General features: G+C 41.3%; 15 protein-coding genes. 3 read left to right on the top strand and 12 right to left on the bottom strand.

Going from position 1 to position 18,164, the window contains the following annotated elements:
• Positions 1-155 precede the first annotated feature (155 nt).
• From OCV70_RS17560 to OCV70_RS17535, 6 genes are all read right to left on the bottom strand, one after another.
• Entirely contained in the window at positions 156-1,748 is a 1,593-nt protein-coding gene (locus tag OCV70_RS17560) for a peptide ABC transporter substrate-binding protein (protein WP_243176851.1), read from the bottom strand.
• Between the two features lie 356 nt (positions 1,749-2,104).
• Complete coding sequence (locus tag OCV70_RS17555) at positions 2,105-2,812, bottom strand: GDSL-type esterase/lipase family protein (protein ID WP_021924520.1); 708 nt, start codon at positions 2,810-2,812, stop codon at positions 2,105-2,107.
• A 117-nt stretch (positions 2,813-2,929) separates the two neighbouring features.
• The gene (locus tag OCV70_RS17550; protein WP_173768173.1) at positions 2,930-3,979 is read right to left on the bottom strand and encodes a hypothetical protein; all 1,050 of its coding nucleotides are present in this window, start codon (positions 3,977-3,979) and stop codon (positions 2,930-2,932) included.
• Positions 3,969-4,199 (bottom strand): helix-turn-helix domain-containing protein, encoded by a 231-nt coding sequence (locus OCV70_RS17545; RefSeq protein WP_021924518.1) that lies wholly within the window; start codon positions 4,197-4,199, stop codon positions 3,969-3,971. Before OCV70_RS17545 ends, OCV70_RS17550 begins: the two co-directional genes overlap by 11 nt.
• A 13-nt stretch (positions 4,200-4,212) precedes the next feature.
• Positions 4,213-5,190 carry a hypothetical protein gene (locus OCV70_RS17540; protein WP_173768171.1) on the bottom strand — a complete coding sequence of 326 codons (978 nt, stop codon included), beginning with the start codon at positions 5,188-5,190 and terminating at the stop codon, positions 4,213-4,215.
• A gap of 293 nt (positions 5,191-5,483) precedes the next feature.
• Positions 5,484-5,906, bottom strand: a complete 423-nt coding sequence (locus OCV70_RS17535; protein WP_021924516.1) for an SseB family protein — start codon at positions 5,904-5,906, stop codon at positions 5,484-5,486.
• Positions 5,907-6,244: 338 nt separating this feature from the next.
• Here OCV70_RS17535 and OCV70_RS17530 point away from each other — a divergent pair, with 338 nt between their 5' ends.
• The 3 genes from OCV70_RS17530 (at position 6,245) to OCV70_RS17520 (ending at position 7,819) form a co-directional block, all read left to right on the top strand.
• Positions 6,245-6,595 (top strand): MerR family DNA-binding protein, encoded by a 351-nt coding sequence (locus OCV70_RS17530; protein WP_317259482.1) that lies wholly within the window; start codon positions 6,245-6,247, stop codon positions 6,593-6,595.
• Between the two features lie 161 nt (positions 6,596-6,756).
• Entirely contained in the window at positions 6,757-7,236 is a 480-nt protein-coding gene (locus OCV70_RS17525) for an RNA polymerase sigma factor (RefSeq protein ID WP_021924514.1), read from the top strand.
• A gap of 70 nt (positions 7,237-7,306) precedes the next feature.
• The gene (locus tag OCV70_RS17520; protein WP_243000415.1) at positions 7,307-7,819 is read left to right on the top strand and encodes a hypothetical protein; all 513 of its coding nucleotides are present in this window, start codon (positions 7,307-7,309) and stop codon (positions 7,817-7,819) included.
• Between the two features lie 166 nt (positions 7,820-7,985).
• On the opposite strand, the gene OCV70_RS17515 is transcribed toward OCV70_RS17520, so the two are convergent.
• From OCV70_RS17515 to OCV70_RS17490, 6 genes are all read right to left on the bottom strand, one after another.
• Positions 7,986-12,395 carry a coiled-coil domain-containing protein gene (locus tag OCV70_RS17515; protein ID WP_262579937.1) on the bottom strand — a complete coding sequence of 1,470 codons (4,410 nt, stop codon included), beginning with the start codon at positions 12,393-12,395 and terminating at the stop codon, positions 7,986-7,988.
• Entirely contained in the window at positions 12,388-13,101 is a 714-nt protein-coding gene (locus OCV70_RS17510) for a DUF6063 family protein (RefSeq protein ID WP_021924511.1), read from the bottom strand. The genes OCV70_RS17515 and OCV70_RS17510 overlap by 8 nt, the downstream gene beginning before the upstream one ends.
• A gap of 5 nt (positions 13,102-13,106) precedes the next feature.
• Positions 13,107-14,717 (bottom strand): hypothetical protein, encoded by a 1,611-nt coding sequence (locus OCV70_RS17505; RefSeq protein WP_021924510.1) that lies wholly within the window; start codon positions 14,715-14,717, stop codon positions 13,107-13,109.
• Between the two features lie 98 nt (positions 14,718-14,815).
• Entirely contained in the window at positions 14,816-15,796 is a 981-nt protein-coding gene (locus OCV70_RS17500) for a hypothetical protein (protein ID WP_173768167.1), read from the bottom strand.
• A gap of 396 nt (positions 15,797-16,192) precedes the next feature.
• Complete coding sequence (locus tag OCV70_RS17495) at positions 16,193-17,464, bottom strand: hypothetical protein (protein WP_173768165.1); 1,272 nt, start codon at positions 17,462-17,464, stop codon at positions 16,193-16,195.
• On the bottom strand, positions 17,430-18,086 hold the full coding sequence (locus tag OCV70_RS17490) for an ABC transporter ATP-binding protein (protein ID WP_262579936.1): 657 nt from the start codon (positions 18,084-18,086) through the stop codon (positions 17,430-17,432). Before OCV70_RS17490 ends, OCV70_RS17495 begins: the two co-directional genes overlap by 35 nt.
• Positions 18,087-18,164 lie beyond the last annotated feature (78 nt).

Here is an 18,164-nt window from a genome sequence, read left to right as displayed (position 1 = left end):
TTTTCTTTCTGTAAAAACAGACCGTATACCGGCTGAAGCAGCCACTTCTGTATACGGTCCGTTACTTATTCCTTAAGAAATTTTGCTTGCATTTTCACTGATTCTCGCGCCTTGCCTGAAAATCAGGTCTTAAACGAATAATCACTCAGCGGAAATTATTCGAAGGAAGCATATTTGAATTCAATCGGAACACCGATCGGATGGCTGATCAGGTTCTTGACATTGGATTTTGTCAGAACTGCAGAACCTCTGTGGTATACCGGAGCAACAACTGCATCTTCCTCAACAAGCTTCTTCTCAGCTTTGAGCATGTCATCGAGACGAACTGCATCATCTGTCTGAGTCTTAGCATCGGAGATCAGTGCGTTGTAGTCATCATCATTGTAGTTTCCACGGTATGGAGTTCCGTTTGTCCACAGGTCAAGGTATGTCATAGCGTCATCATAGTCAGCACCCCATGCAGTTACAGCAAACTGATAGTTGTTGGCATCCATCAGTTCTCCACGTCCCTGTACAGTCTTGGTGTCGATTACTACGTTCAGTCCAAGAGTTGTAACAAGCTCACTCTGAATAAATGTTGCAACGGATTTGGATACAGAGTCATCAGCTACAAGAAGAGTTACCTCAGACGGGGCACCGCCAAGCTCCTCAACAGCTTTGTCATAGTACTCTTTTGCCTGCTCCGGATCATATGGGGAAACGTCTCCGTTCAGTTCACGGAAGGTCTTCTCTCCATCACCGCTCATGCCGTCTGCTACAAGGCCAAATCCAGGTGCAGAACCATCTGCAAGGATGTTGTCTGTAAGAGCGCTTCTGTTCATAGCAAGAGAAATAGCTTTTCTCATGTTTACATTGCTCATTACGTCGTCTGTAAGGTTGAACTGTACATAGCTTGTACGGAAGTCGATCTCCTGGCTGAATTCCGGATCATCCTTGTATGCTACTACGTTAGCAGAATCAAGCTTAACCTGGGAAAGCTCACCAGCCTGGTATGCACTTAAAGCTGCAGCTGCATCTTTGATTACACGAACCTGTGCATCTTCGATTGCTACGTTGTCTTTATCCCAGTAGTTGTCGTTCTTCTCAAAGGTAACGCCTACAGCCGGGTCATAGGATGTGATTACGTATGGTCCGCAGTAGAGCATGCTGTCTGGAGACAGAGCGAAGTTTGTGCCCTGCTCTTCGCAGAATGCTTCGTTAACCGGGAAGAACATATCCATTGTGGTAAGGTTCAGGAAATATGGTGTCGGGCTCTTCAGCTGTACTTCCAGTGTCTGGTCATCAACCGCCTTAACGCCTACTTCGGAAGCGTCAACAGTTCCCTCGTTGTACTCCTGGCCGTTTACGATGTAGTCTGTCATAATGAAGCTGTAGCCGTTAGTTGCGTCAGTGCTCATCTGTTTCAGCCATGCATAAACGAAGTCAGCTGCTGTTACAGGCTCACCATTGCTCCACTGGATTCCGTCTCTTAAGTGGAAGGTGTATGTAAGCTTGTCATCTGTTACCTCGTAGGTATCGCAAAGAGCCGGCTGCGGCTGGTTGTTCTCGTCCATACGGAACAGACCTTCTTCTGCCTGGTTCAGTACCATAAATGCATTCTCCTCGGATGCAGCCCACGGTACCAGAGTCTTAACCTCGAAATCAGTAGCAACGCTGAGAGTCTCTCCTTCTGCGAATACTGCTGACGCACCTGTTACGGTCATGGTGAGTGCCATGCCAAGTGCTACTGCTGCTTTCATCATTTTCATATTTTTTCTCCTTTCTTATCCGTCCTTTTTGCAGGTACGGTAGTAAGCCTTTGCCGTTCAGAGTCTGTATGGAGCTTTATAGTAAAAAAACATTTTCTATTCCTGCAACATAGTCACGATGTAGTTTCATGCGCCTTTGCATAAATAAAAAATGTTCTCTTTGCTCAACTCTTTTTGGTAATTTTAGTATAGCAAAGTGTTGTAGTATTGTCAATTGTTTTTTATTATTCTTTATTACTTTTTATTGTTTGGAATTGATTTTGTATGAATTACGTATTCTTTTCACACAAAACGGACATGTCGCCTACCGGCGACATTATCATGCCTGCCATTAGGGAATGGCTGCATCCGATTTTTTATGCTACCAGATTTTCCAGTTTCTCGTACACTGCTTTTGCAAATATCTGATGCCCGGCAGCGTTCATATGCTCCTGGTCAGCGGCACAGCAGCTTACATAGGAGGCGGCGCGCATGAATTCTACGTGTTTTTCATCAGCAATGCGCTGGTATACTTTTTCCAGGTCCCTGGATACCTGCACGGAATCCCGGGAAAATTCCTGGTCATATCCTTCCTGCCATACTTTTTCTCCCAGATAGATGGGGGAAATGAGAAGTACCTTCGCTTCCGGAGCGTAGGCTGCGATCTGATCCAGAAGGCGGGCGATGCCTTTGCCGATCACTTCTGCGGAAGCGCCGAAAACCGTTTTGCAGTCGTTGGTGCCAAGCATCAAAACAATTACATCTACGCCGTCATGGGTTTCCAATAAAGTGGGAAGAAGTGCAGTTCCTCTGCGACCGTCACGCAGCGGGTCTTCGAATATGGTGGTTCTGCCGCACAGGCCTTCTTCAATGATCCGGACGGATTCGCCGGATTTATGTTCTGCATTACCAGCTTCCCTTTGGCCAGCCGTATTGTTTCCAGCCTGAATCCCCTGCTTCGCGGTTTCCACATCAAATTTCTCCTGTAAAAGACTTGTCCACCGTTTTCCCCAGGGAAGCCGCTTCCTGCTTTCCCCGTCATATCCCCATGTATTTGAATCGCCAAAGCATAAAATCTGTTTCATCTGTATTATCTCCATATTTCCTATCAATCAACTGTGTTTTCTTGGTTTTATAATATCAGTTTTGACGGTTTCAGTCTAATACAGATAAATAATACCGGGTTATAGTTTTTTCTTATATCAGTGCAAGATTTCCACATCCTTTTTGCTGATAAACCCATTATCCAAAGAATACCAGGCTTCCAGACAGGTTTCCTCTTCTTCTGAGTTCAGATCCACAATGCTGCGGCTGGTCACTGTTTTTCCAGAGGGGGATTCTTTCTGAGTTTCTTCCATAATATATGCAGTCTCAGATTCCACTTTCAGGGTATCTGGAACTTCCGTCGGTTCATATTCGTCACGCTTCAGGACCTGGTTGGAATCGCTCATCTGGTAAATCACGGTTTTCACAGGCTTGTACATGATGGCAAACTGGACCGTCACCTTGCTGGACTCTTTCTGGCTTTTGCCGTTTTCTGTGACGGTGCTTTCTCCGGAAAGCGTGACTGCCATGGTGCTGCCCTCTGTATCACGGCCTCCGTTGGAATAGCTATTTCCCGTTATTGCGTAGATTTCACTGTTTTCTGTCTGATATACCGGATTCACATACCAAACTTTCTCCTTCCCATCCGCAGCTTCATAAATAGTGCCGCTCAGTTCCTGTTCCTCGCTATCATCCGAAACGTTACTATGAAGATACGGTTCATTGATTGCGTCTGAGCAAAGATTTCCCATATACTGTTCCCCGTTCTCATCTGTTGAAACAGGCATGAGCATATATTGCCCATCCATATTGCCGAAGGAAATTTTCCACTCAGAGGGGGAATCTGCCTCTCCTTTTTCCACATCTGCGAACAATTTTCCCTCATATTTACTGTCATTTCCTAATGTAATACTGCCATCGTTCACAAGGGATGAGGCGTGATCGTTCAGGTAGCTTTCCATATCATAAAGATCCAGATATTCTGTAGTGATAAAAACACCAATCATCCGATCACCACTTCCCTCTTCCCCGGCGTAGGGAACTGCCAAAGTGCAGCCGCCCATAGTACCAGCAATAAGGATTGCAAAAGCCGCTGTCAGATATTTCGCAAACGGGCATTTCGCTTTTCCGGATTTTTCCAGACCAGATTTCGATTTCTCTTCTCTCGGCAAGCCAGATTTTATTTTCTCATATCTCCTATTCTTCATTTTCCTCGTCCTCCAGATTTCCGTCAAACTTCAGAATATCGCCAACATCGCATTGCAGGAAGTAACAGATTCGGTTGATCGTGTGGAATCGCACGCCCTTTGCCTTGCCGCTTCGCAGAACGGAAAGATTGGCCTCCGTGATATTCACCAGGCTGCACAATTCCTTGGATGTCATTCCCCGCCTTTTCAAAACCTCTTCCAGGCATACTTTAATTGCCATATGCATTTTCCTTTCAAATAAACAAATCATTGTCCGCCTTCAGCCGCTGCATTTCCCGGATGTATCTGGCAAACAGCAGCACTGCAAGCACAAAGGCCAGAGAAAATACGGGAACCGTGACCACATAATCCATCTGGTAAAGCTGCCTCTGGAAAAACAGCTGCAGCAGATTGAATCCAGCGTCCAGTCCGATGGTGACGATCAGGGTCCACATACAGAATCTGGCTAATTTGTCTGCGGTTTTCACGCTCTCTTCCCGATACAGATCTTCTCTCATTGCAGTAAGGAGCCTTCTTGCCAGGAAAACGATTATAATATTCAGCACGTAAGGCAAAATGTGAATTACAAAACGAAGGAACAAAAACAAATAGGTTGTGTTCAAATTGGAATAGGCGAAAAATCCATCACTTAGAGTGATACCTGTATTTCCTTTCTGAACCGTTTCCAGATTCAGCAGCAGACTTCCCAGTTCCTGGCCAAAGATCCCATATACCAGCACAATATTCACAGCCCCAAGCAGCAGCCACAGTCCTTCCTGCAGTTTCTTCGCTCCCGCGTTCCGATACTTCAAAAGTGCACGGATCAGAAGATATCCCAGAAGCACAGAATAAAAGGTGCTGCCAAGAGACCATTTTCCCGTCCCTGGTACAGCGAAACCCATAAGGCCCGGATTGATCATATAATACAGGACTACAAAAAGAAGAACGCTGAGCAGGAATAGCGTAAAATCAATTGGCATGGTTTTCTGTTTCTTCTTTAAGATCAGCCAGATTCCAGCTGGAATCAGACTAAGCAGGACGTAAAAAAGAATGGCTGCTGCATTTCCGGCACCTCCAGAAAGTGACAGCGCTCTTAGTCCCACTCCCAGCTGTTCAAATGGAAATGCCACTATGGTTGAGAAAAAGCCGGATACGCTTCGCTGCAAAATACAGAACAGGACACAGGCAGCTGCTTCTATTGACAGTAAAGTGAGCAGATGTTTTTCTTTCATGATTGTCCTCCTTTAATTATTGTTTTTCGATAATTTATAATTTTATTATAACTTATAATTATCGTTTGTCAATAATTTATAGGAAATATTGGAAACAATTCTGTGCTGTGAATTTTCTTTGTAATGAATGATTCCCATAGAATTTTATCTATAGGAAAAGCTGCCAGATGCTTTTTAACTTGCATCCGGCAGCTTCTAACGCGAACCTATTTGATTTTTGATAATATCTCCTGGGCTGTCTGAAGAAAAAAATTTTCTACACCTCCCCAACAGGCTTTAAGTGCCTCAGTAAATTACTGTGCCATATTTCCCAGAATGATCCGGATCAGGGTCTTGTCTAACATCAATGTGCGATTCCAGGGATTGATTATGACGCCGTGTATTTCCTCTTCCGACAGTGCAGCTTCCAGCACTTTTCCAATGTCTGTCATGAAGGTAGACATTACGCTTCCGCTGCCTTTCATTTCCTCGTCAAAGCTGGTAAATACTGCCCACCAGCTGTTTCCGTCGGAAGTTTTCACTGCCTGGAGCTTCATCTGGTCTGCTGCCGCGTTTGGTTCTACGGCAATGATCACCTGACCATTTTCCCGCATGCGTCTGCGCACAACAGTCAGTGCATGAGCCAGGAGCTCTTCGGTAGGACTCTGCTGAAGACCTGCGATGGCTTCTTCTATTTTTTCATTTCCTAATAAATCTTCGTCGATTTTGTTATCCATTTTATTTTCCAAGATATTAAATTCCTTTCTTATATTTCTTTTTATATCTTTTTAATCCGGCAGCTTTTCTGCCGCACACACAGCGTTTCAAATCAGCTCACTGATAATGATCTGTTTTGAAACGTTATCATAGAATCACTTTTTCCGAAACACCTTTGTATAGCATATCATGTTTGCAGTATTTACCGCAAGCTAAATTACGGTTCATGACCTGCGTAAAAAACGCTTCGTGATGTATTCAACCTTTTCTTTGCATAATTTCATACCGAAATTTGATGGTATTCTGTGAACCTTAATCCCAGCTTTGATATCCTTATCAAACTATGATATAATTTTTCATTATACGAAAGATTGCCGCGACAGCTGCGGGCAATTTTACAACGGGAGGAATTCTAAAAAAGGCCGGAATGTCCCTGAAGGATATCCGGGAATACATCCATCTTGCCATGGAGGGAGACAGCACCATTGAAGAACGGCTCCAGCTTTTTTACAGGCAGCGCCAGATTCTTCAGGCTCAGATGGAAGAACTGCAGCATACTATGGATGTGCTGGATTTCAAATGCTGGTATTATGAGACAGCCAGGGATGCGGGAACGGTTCAGGTGCCTCAGTCCATGTCTGTGGAGGAACTTCCCCCTCAGTTTCGCAACTTAAAGAGAGATCTTGCAAAGGTGCCGATTGTTGATTGAGATCGGCGCCTTTCCTGTTACTCCTGCAAATTTTCTTTTCTGTAATTTATTTTCAAATTCCTGTAACCTTCCCCTTACCTCATTTGTATTATAAGTGAAGGTACCTAAAAGGAAATATAAAATGTTGACGTTTCACCGAAACAACAGCAAAAGGAGTTCTCATGAGACAACCAGTACAGCAGCTGATCGAGCGTTACCAGAACAGTCTCTACGCGGCAGCTTTTAACACCTGCCAGAACCAGATGGACGCCGAGGACGTAGTTCAGGAGACATTCGTTCAGTATTACACCAGCAGAAAAGAATTTGAAAGTGAGCAGCACATCCGGGCATGGCTTCTTCGGGTCGTCATTAATAAGGCCAGAAATATAAACCGGACTTTCTGGAAGAAAAACAAATGCTCTCTGGAGGATTACATAGAAACTCTTACTTTTCCTAATTCCCAGTCCAGAGACCTGTTCGAAGAGGTGATGAAGCTTCCAGACAAGTACCGAATTGTCATTCACTTATTTTATTATGAGGATTATTCCGTACGGGAAATTGCCGATATCCTGAAGCTCTCTGAAAGCAATGTAAAGGTCCGGCTTTCCCGGGGAAGGGCTTTGCTACGGGATTCATTAAAGGAGGAATGGGAAAATGACTAATCACGAAAAATATAAAAAAGCATTTTCTGTATTACAGACCTCTGAAAGCTCATTTCGGGAGGTAAAAAATATGGCAAGATTACAGAAAAGAACAAAAATGAAAACAGCAGCAGCCGTTATTGCAGGATGCATTCTTCTTGGTGGAACCGGAACCGCTTATGCGGCTAATGTAGGCGGCATCCAGCGTACCATCCAGCTCTGGATCCACGGCGACCAGACCAACGCCACTCTGAATGTTTCCGATAACGGCACTTATACTATGGAATACTACGATGAAAATGGAGAACTCCAGGAATCCGGCGGCGGTGGAATTGCCTTTGAAGCCGATGGAACACAGCGTTCGCTTACCGCAGAAGAGCTTATGGAAGAAATCGACTCTCCAGACGTAGAATACGAGGAAGACGGCAGTGTCTGGGTTTATTACCACAACCAGAGCATTGACATTACCAATAAATTCAACGACAACAAAGTCTGCTTCGTTAAAATCGCAGACGGGGATAAAACACTGTACCTGACTGTGAAGTATCAGAACGGATTCAGCTATTCCAATGAGAAATATGTGGAACCGGAGGAGTTTAATTAATCCCAATCGAACAATTTTACCCCTCACGTTTTACAAAACAGTTGATATAAAAACAAGCAAAGAAAAATAAGCGATAAAACAAGTGATAAAACAAGTGATAACAGGATGAAAAGTAAATCCAAGGCTTTTCATCCTGTTTTTATTTATAGCTTAGTTTCCCCAATTTTTAAAACAACAGTTCCTGCTGCTCCCCAACCTCGATTCTGGCTGTGATCAGTTCATCTGGCTCTTTGCCTCTTTTATGCTCTGCTTTCAGATACTGCATGCCGCCGCGGAGGCTGGCGGCAATGAGATTTAGAATATAAATATTGTCAAAACGGTTGTAAATGGAATCTCCGCCCAATCCGGTGAGACAGATCAGCTGGGTATTGGTTTTCTTCGCCATATCCATCAGCGGAATCAGCAAATGGGAAGCATTTGTCTGTGCAAAAGGATTATCCATGATCAGAACCTTTCCTTCATTTCTGTCAGCAAAAATGTCTGTATCATCTTTTCGCATATAGTACAGAAGGCTGGACAAAATAACAAACGCAGATAAAAATCCCTCGCCTCCAGAGTTTCTCGCTACTTCTTTCCAGGTTATGGGATATTCTCTCTGAGCTTCGATTTTATAAAGATGGATCTGCACATTTCCAATTCCTACAACCTGATCGTAAAGATTTCTGGTAGTAATGCTGGAGCCGAAAAATTCCTGGGCATTTTCATTTCTCTCGAAAAGCTCCACCCCTTCCATAGTAACCTTATCTATAAAATCCTCCAGACGAAGATGATAAAGTCCTGCATTTTCTTCCCAGTCAGGAATCTGGATCCTTAACATTTTTACAGGCTTTTCCCGAATTGTAATAGTGGAATTATGATCAATCTTTCCAAGATTTCTGTGGATTTCCTGAACATAATCCTCCATAAGCTCTACGATTCTTTCCTTTTCTCTTTCTACTACGGAAATGTCCACTTCAAGCTTTTCCATAAGACTATCGTAAGACTGCACCGTTGTTCTCAACTGGATCAGAACCCGGCCTGCATCTCCGGAGAGTTCCAGCATCTGCTCCAGCGGCTTCCGGTAGAAATCATCCTGGAACGCTTCCATCCGGACTATCTTGTTTAACAGCTGCACCAGTTCTTCTTTTTTCTGTCTGGTATCCCTGATTCTCTGATTGTAATCGCGAATGAGAATCCCTTTAAACTTTCTCAGTTCTGCAGCTTCCATATCAAAGGAAATAGTTTCCCACTCTTCTGTTTCTGCTGGAATCAGCTCATTATATTCTGACAAAGCAGTTAAATTTTCTTCATAGCTTCGAACCTTTCCATTCAGGAAATCAGCATGCTTTTTTTCTTCTTTTATCTGGAAAAGGAGCTGGTTTCTTCGTGCCGCAAAATCCTGTCCCTGAATTTCATTCTGAGGGAGCGGATTCTCCATGCCGCATACAGAACGGATTCGTTTCATCAGTTCGCTGATCCTACTCTGCGCAACCGCAGCCTTTTTATCAGCCTCATTCCACTGCAGATCTTTCGTCTGGATTTTACGCTGAAAATCTTCCAGTATTACTTCCTGGTGCGTTTCTTCTTTCCGGTCATAAAACACATTTTGCCACTGCGAAGGCTTTAATTTGTATTTTTTCTGCTGGTACTCAAGGTCTTCCATTGCCCGCTGGAAACGTCCTGCCACTTTCTTCTCCTGTGCTTCCAGATCTTTCAGTTCCTGGGAAAGAACCGAGGTAATTGCTTCATAACGTGCTTCCATCTGATCTGCCGACAAACTCTCATCTATGTGAAAATTCTGTTCCGCATTCTCATATGCGGCATATCGGGCATACTTCTCACTAAGCCGTTCTTCTTCCCTGCCCAGCATGTTTATACTGTATTCCAAAGTCTTCTTTTCTTCCAGAAGTTTCCTCTGCCGGTCTCTGGCAAGCTTCTGATTTTCCTGATAGCGTGCTTCTTCTTTTTTGCACTTTTCCAGTACTTCACGGTTGCTTTCATAGGAGTCGTAGTCCCTTTTCAGCTGTTTAAAATCCTCCAGCTTTTGTCGCTGACGCTGAATTTCCATTCCCGCCCTGGCAATAAAAGCCTGCAGTTCATCATGGTCTTTTTTCAGTTTTTCAAGACTCTGGGAATCGTCCCTTATTTCCTTTTCCAGACGCTTTTTCTCTTCTTCCAGCTTCTCCAGAGTTTCCTGTACTTCCTGCCAGCTTTCCTTTGTCACGGTCTGATTTTTGATCATTTCCTGACGCTGGAAATACTCTGCATATTCCTTTTTGCGAAGTAAAACAGCCTGCCCGATTTTTTCCAGCTTCTGCCTTTTCTCCCAGATCATTGCCTGAAGCTTCTCTTCATCCAACAGGTTTTCATTAAACAGAATATAAAAACTGATTCCCGGAAATCTTACAATTTTATCCGCGTATTTCTCCTGAACTTCCTCAAGCTTTTCCCTTTCTACAATAGGTACTGGAAAAGAAGTACAAATGTTTTTCCCATTTCGTCCCAGCTTTTCCATCTCCTGCCTGGTAAGAATCAGGGCGTACGGAAGGAACGGATTTCGACGCACAAGCTCCTGGTTTTTCTTCTGGGAATAGCCGTTCTTTTTCAGCCATTCCATACCGTAAACTGCATGGATATCCAGGTTTTTCAGTTCATTTTCCAGTTTTTCTGGCAGTTCCAGGACTTTGCCGCTGGTCAGGCCTGTGTATTCCTTTTCCAGAGTGTCCTCTTCCTTCTCCAGATTTCTGCGAAGTTCTTCCAGTTCCCGCAGCTTTCGTCCTGAAACGTCAAGAATCCTTTCCCGATCCAGGAGATAGCGTTCTTCCATATCCAGATATTTGAGAACCGCTTTTCTGTCTTCCAGTTCTTTTTCATAGGTCTGATATCTGCCTGTCTGCTTCTGAATTTTTATTTTCTTGTGAATTAAAGCTTCTTTTTTATCTTCTAATCTGCGCTCCTGACCACGGATTGTTTCCTTGTCTGCTTCCCATTTTTTCTGGCTTTCGGTGCGCTCCCGCACTGCTTTTTCCAGATCCTGTTCGTAAATCTGCTGCCAGATCTGAAGGGTTCCAGCTTCATAACTGCCAAGAATATTGCGCCTTAATTCTTCCTGATATTTGGAATTGTACTGTTCTTCCACGCGGCTGTATGCTTCAATCTGGCTTTCCAGTTTTCCTTTTTTTCCAAAACAATCACGTATTTTTTCTTCCAGCTCCTGAATTTTTTGCGCTTTTTTGTCTGCCTCTTCTCCTGCCTTTTTTGCACTTTCATTCTGTATGTTTTGCTGCCCGCGGTTATCCCGAAGCTGTCCCTCCAAAAAGCATTTCAGTGAAAATCCAAGTGCCCTGCGCTCTGGCTCCAGATCCTCTCCCTGCTGCCTTGCCACCGCAATTTTTTCCCGGAGAAGCTCTAATTCCCCTTTCTCCTCATTAACGGACTGCTGTCCTCTGGCACAAGCCAGAATATGCAGCTTTTCCTGTGTCTTAGCTGCCTCTTCCTGAAGATTTTCCCGTTCCATATCAATCATATCACGGTCACTAAGATGAAGGTTTTTCTCTTTTTCACTTTCATAAACCTTGCTGGAAAGCTCCTCATATTCTACTCTTGCAACAGCCTTATCCAGACCTTCCAGCTGTTCTTTTGACGCACTGTATTCCTTTTGGGTGTCATTCAAAAGAGCGTTCACATCATGGATAAACCAGGCAATTTTGTTCTCCTGCTTTCCCTCTTCACGCTCAGCTTCCTGATATTCTTCTGCCCTTGTGCGGATAGACTCTGCCTCTTCTTTAAAGGCACGGATATTGTCTCTTCGCTTGATTTTGGAACGGTTATCCTTGTACTGTCCAGCGTATTTTTCCAGAATAGACTGGAACTCGCGGATACGGTTTTTGTCTTTATTCAGCTTGCTCTCAATGGCTTCCAGAAACCACTTTTCTGTCAGGCCTTTTTCATCTCTGCAGTCGGAAAAAAGATCGGATAAGCCAGACTCTTTCACATTAATTTTCTTAATGATAGTCTCCCATTCCTTATAATTGATCTGGTATTCCATCAGCTTGTCAAAGTACTGCCGGGACTGGGCATAGTTGGTCAGGTCATAATAGAAAAACTTCATATCCCTGTCTTTTTTGTAGCTTTCGAACAACAGTTTACAGGAATTGAAATTCTTCAGAATCATCTCTTTTTTGCCCTTTTCAACTACGGGAAGATGACGGATGTCCTGAATACATGGCTCCTGATATTCACTCACAATGCCGATTATATCCAGGTTCTCTTTTTTGTCCTCCTGCAGATCCTGGGCTTTTCTCACCATAAGCCCGGTAAGGACATAGCCTGCGCCCTGGTCAAGGACCCATTCCACCAGAATAAAAGAGGGTTTATTGGTTGTGAAATAGCTTTCAAACAGACGGTCCTTGGTATTGCGATATCTCTGATGGACAAATGGGGCTGTCAGCATCTGCACCAGTACGGATTTTCCGCCGCCATTCTGAAGAGAAAGCAATGTACTTTCTCCATTGAAATACATGGTTTCATCACTGATGCGATATGCATTGTTGTTGTAATTCACATTGATCAGACGTATTGCATTAATCTTACTCATCCTTTGCCACCCCCAGTACTCTGAGAACTCGCTCATAATTGTTCTGATTCAGAAGGTTCCAGTCCATAAAATGATCCAGTTTTCTGGTGGTTTTTATCATCTCGTCCTGCTCTACATATTCAACCAGTCCCTGTTTCTGCAGGAACATCAGAATGTTGTAAATGAAACCTTCTTTCGTTGTTTTCATTCTGGAACCTCTGTCATCAGACTTCAGAGCCTCATAGGTTTCGTACAGAATCCGGAAGGAAATGCCTGCTGTATCTTTCTCATCCTCCTCTTCTGCTGCACCTTCCTTCAGCCTTGTGGAAATACAGTTCATAAGCTCTCCCACCCGCATATATTCCCGGGCTTTACTGCTGCTTCCCTGCCCATCAAAAAATTCCACAAGCAATGTAAGTATTACAAATTGGGATAAGTAGTAGTCTTTGTCTGTTGCTGTAGATTTACATAACGTATTCTTTAACTGCTGCTTGGAAAATCCCAGAAAATTATTTTCTTCTTTGGGAATCAGATAAATAACATTTCCATAGCGTTCTACATTGGCTGCAGCCACCTCACCCTGGGATTTTACCAGATTCCGGATTGCTTCCTCTTCCGTATAGGCCTTATATAAAAGAGGCTCATCCTCTTCTCTCAATTCATGATGTTCCAGCAAATAGTAAAAGATCTCCTGGCTGGAAAGGACTTCTTCTGCTTCGTATGCCATATGGGCTATTCCTCATTTCTTAAGATTCGGACAAGGATATTGGAACAGCGGATGCTCTTCCTTTCTCCACCTTCAGTCAACACATTATCAAAAATAACGGTATTTCCGTCTTCAATTCTGTATACTTCTATTTTTCTTATTTTCTGCTGTGAAAATTTTCCTTCACAAAGCTGCAGAAGCATTTCATTGAGCTGAAAATCAGATGTCTGATCCTGAATAAATTCACTTCGTTCTCTTTTCAGGGCGTCCATATCAATTTCTTTATTTCGAATCAGTTCTACCATAATTTCCTTAAAAATTTCTACATTTGGAATGAGCTGGTTTAGGTTTTCCTGCCTGCTTTGTATTTCTAAAAGAGAAATTTCTCCTGTTTCAACCGTCTGTTCTATAAGAAATCCCAGGCTGTTTTCATAACATTTCAGTTTTTCTTTTCGCTTTTTTTCCTGTTCTTTCTGGTATGCTTCTTCATCAAAATCCAGAATTTCTTCTGTATCTTCTTCCTCATTTCGTACACTGGGTTTCTGATATAACAACGCCTTATTCAGATTATAAATTTTCTCTGGCTCCTGATTAAATAAAGGCCGCAAAAAATATTCCAGATTTCCAAGAGACGCTGGTTTTTCCAGAACCTTATCATAAAAATCGTTTCGGAAAGAAAATCTCTGGATCAGCGATACCTGAGACAATAATTCCAGTTCTTTGGTATAAAGAGCCTTCAGGTCAAAATGACTGCTGAGAATTTTCTGATGTTCATCGATGGTGCGGTTCAGGTATCCTTCTATGATACGAAGATTCTCCAGATTTTCCTCTTCCTTTTCTCCCAGACGACGAACATTAATATTTTCTTCTTCCAGATTTTTTACCCGGCTTCGAACCAATTCCCGGTATTTCTGAAATTTTTCTTTGGTGTCGCTGATAGTATCCAGATTTTCCAAAAGGATTTCTTCGTAATCCTTTACGGAGTAATTCAATGCATTTCTTCTGATTTTTCCCATAGCTTCCTGAATCTTCTGAAGCTGGATCCGCATCAGGTTAAATACATTTTTTATCTCATCCACAGCCTTGTCGTAGCTCTGCTTTTCCAGATGCATCTGAAAGATCATTTCGTGAATGGTAAGCTTCATATTATTTTCAATTTCAAGGGTGGAAAGTATAAGATTATACCCGTCATCGGTAAGATAATAGGACGTTCTGCGAACCTCCTGATCAAGATAAACAATACGGTTCGCCACATAACTGACATGCATAATATGATAGGCATTCTGCTCGAAATCGTACCCGTCAAAATACATGGCACGGCCTTCGTTGGACAGAATGACGTTGACAATAAAATCCCCCAGCTTCCTGCAGTCCTCGTAGGTGATTTGCTTTTGCAGATATCTGGTATTAAGGGTATCAATATATGCCCCGATATCATCCATGGTACAATTTTCTTCTTTCAGGGACTGCTCCATAATGTAAAGCATAACAGCAAAAATAAGATTCAGCTGTTCATCAAATTTTGAAAAGCCAAACTGTTTCCAGGACATTTTCTGAGCGCTGTTCTGAATGAGCACCGCATACAGTCCCACATTTTTCATTCGTCTTGGAAAATTTTTGAGGAATTCGTACTGCAAAGACTGCCTCCTTCAGCATTGGTAGATATGCTTCGTAATTTATTCTATATTTTGCGTTGCTGCCTTTTGCCATATTAGATATTAGCTTATCTGATTTTCTAAAAGTCTGCTCTGTTTAGAATTTCCTGTGGAACATACCTTTCATTCTGTAAAACTGCCTGCATTTTTTCCACAGTAGTGTTGCTGAAATAGGAAAAGAATATGGAAGTAATATTTCGGTTCTGATGTTCTTTGGTCTCTGGCAAATTTTCCAGGCGGTCTGCCTTGTTCAGCATTGCTTCATATGCAGGAATAAAGGGCTTGATTTCCCATCTGTCCTGAAATCGTTCTACCAGATTCTCATATATTCCAATTCCCTCATAGTCCAGATCACCAAAGTAAAAAATCTTATTTCCAGAATCTGTCATATAGGGTTCCGCACACAGGTCAAAATCCTGGAAGGAACGGAGAATACCTTTGCCTGCCCCATAAATGAGTGTTCCCATTTCCATATTAAAAATTTCAGTATGCCCGCTCAATAAATGACTTCGCATACTGAAAAAAGGATCTTTGTTTTCCAAAATCAGGAGATTCTGCGGGGTATTTCTTGTATGAGTGTAATATGCCAACGGTTCTGTCGTCCGATAGATATTCAAAAATTCTAAGCCCAGTCCGCATCGATTCAGTATTTTCTTCCCTTGCTCCCTGTCCAGGAATTTCTCTCTGCTCCAGATTTCAAAGCTTCTCTCATTCAGTGACTCTGCGGTCTTCAAAGCGTCCTTATGTTCTTTCAGGTACTCATTCAACAGAAGCACCCATGGTCGATCTGTTTCATAAACATCTGGATGTGTAAGATAATAATCTACTGAAATCCTTGTAGAAAAATTATATTTTATTTCCTCTATATACTCGCTGTAATCCTTCTTCTCTTCCAGAATCCAATATTCCCGATAAAGTGCAGGCTTTTTCCCATTGGTCCTGGATGCTTTCACGGGCTTTATTTTTTCTTCTTCAAGCAGCTTCCGAATATATTCGTATTGCTCCTGATAGGACTGATCCTGCATAGTGCGAAGAAGAGCTTCTAAGGAAATTCGTTTCATAGAGGGAACTCCTCCGAATACAAATGTATGTTCTTATAGGTATCTTATCATAGATGTGTGTATTTTTCTATAATAATTTTTACTTATAACAGAAAAACCCCGGAAACCTTACGGTTCCGGGGTATCTTACGTTTGGACACATGTACCTTGCGGTACTCTATTTATATAATTAAGATGTTATGCTAAAATTATTCGATAACTGTAGCAACACGTCCTGATCCAACAGTACGTCCACCTTCACGTTTGTGAGGTTCTTAAAATCTCATTATTTTCTGTGATTTTCGTGTCTTTATTGTCCTGTGTTATAGGATTTCTACGCTATATTTCTGTTCTCTTCATTTTTTAGTATCAAAATGGTATCACAGCGACTTCATTTCTCACTATAATATCTCTTATCTATTTGGTAAGTATCAATGCTCCTAAGAAAACAGCAATACTTAAAATAAAATCCTTTTTCACCAGAAAATTTTTATATTTCACTTCTAGCCAGAGATTCAGGACTGTCGCACATATAAGTATTGCACACCCTAACAGTATTTGCGCTATACTGCTGTTTACAACAAAAGCCATTATAATTCCTTCACCACAAACAATTGTAATTGGTATCACCATAAACTGTTTCACAATTCGATTTTCCGATATAGGAATAAATAGACCATCTGTGGCTTTTTCAAGAATACTATCCAACTGTTGAACCATACTCCGTAAAGTCAATCGAAAAACGGCAAATATACTGCCTAACAACAACATATAACGTATTTCTTCTTGCTGTAAAAATGGCAGCGTCCAATAAAAAGGCATTTTATAAATTCCTAGACATATCGTAAACAAAATCATTCCCATTATTATCCAATTTCTGCCTAATCTATAAATAGATATTTGAGCTTTCCATATCAATGGAAAGTAGTATAAAAAATTGGATACTTTATTTTTTCTCTGTAAATATCTCACCATTTTTTCTTTTGCATATTGATCTAACAATACAGTGTTATTAAAATTTTGAGCAATACGTACTTTTTCCAAAAATTTCATCTCATCTTCATACTTTAAAGCATTTATTTCCAGAACACCAAAATCATAAACTAGCATATACATCCATATTCCTATATCTATAATAATACACATAAAAAAATATTTAAGCGATATTACCAAGATTATACTAAATAACAGCCATATTCCAATATCTCTTCTTTGATTTGCATGATATATTTTCCATCTCATTAAATTAGTTGTATTTAATAACAAAAATATTATGAGTAATATAAATAGAAATTTTCTATTCAAATGGATTCCATTAATACAAGCTGAAAGAATGATTGAAAATATAATGTCCTTTAAGGTTAACCCTATATATTTTATTGATATCATTTGTCTTATCCTTTTCTCTTGAATGAAAAACAATGATGCCGGTTTTATTATAATTGCCGGTTTAACATTAATAAAACAAACGCCAAACGAGTATAATATCAAAAATCCAAATACCAGATAACATATTCGAAGATTACATGCATTTATTTTCCGAATTATTGGAAAAAAATTAATCACAATTTGATATCCAACAACAGCTGCCGCAACTACCAAAGACAATATAGGTATCAGCATATTTTCTATTAATCTTTTAGTTTCTCTAATCTTATTCACACATAACAGTTTTCTGTACTCCTGCATAATGCTCTCCCTCACCAATTAAGGACATATATATTTGTTCCAACGAAGTTTCCTTATTCATCTGCTGCTTTTGTAATATTTCTGCCTTTGTTCCTTGTTCGACTATTCTTCCATCATATAAAAAAATATATCTGTCACAAAAATCTTCAGCCAAACTTAGTAAATGTGTAGATATGAGTATCGTTTTATCTTGTTTCTTCAAATTTTTTAAAGTATTTTTGAATTTATATGTTTGTGCTGGATCCAACCCATTAAACGGTTCATCTGCCAGCAGCACATCGTATTGCCGCAACAATGCAAGTGCAATCATAAGTTTCTGCAACGTTCCTTTTGAAAGTGCTGATGGAATTTTGTTAAGATGCTGATTAAGATTAAATTCTCGAATTAATGAATCAACTGTCACTGAGTTCTCAGGGTACAGTGCTTTAATAAACTGAAGATGCTCCCAAACAGTCAACTCTTCATAGTACACTGGAATATCTGGAATGAACGTCACAGGATTATTCTCTCTTTTAATAGAAAATATATCATTATCACCAATAATAATTTTACCATTATTAGGTTTCATTTTTTTTATCATGAGTTTTAGCATTGTTGATTTTCCTGTGCAAATTACGTTCAAACGGAATGCCAGTTCCGCTACTGCGGAACGGCTATTCCATTTTTAACGGTACGAAGTACCGCTAGATGATATCATTCT

Origin of the sequence: Blautia acetigignens, from assembly GCF_025566865.1 — a bacterium.
Taxonomy (GTDB): Bacteria; Bacillota; Clostridia; order Lachnospirales; family Lachnospiraceae; genus Blautia_A; species Blautia_A acetigignens.
Note: the sequence above shows the minus strand (reverse complement) of the source record. Positions and strands in the feature narration are given on the sequence as shown.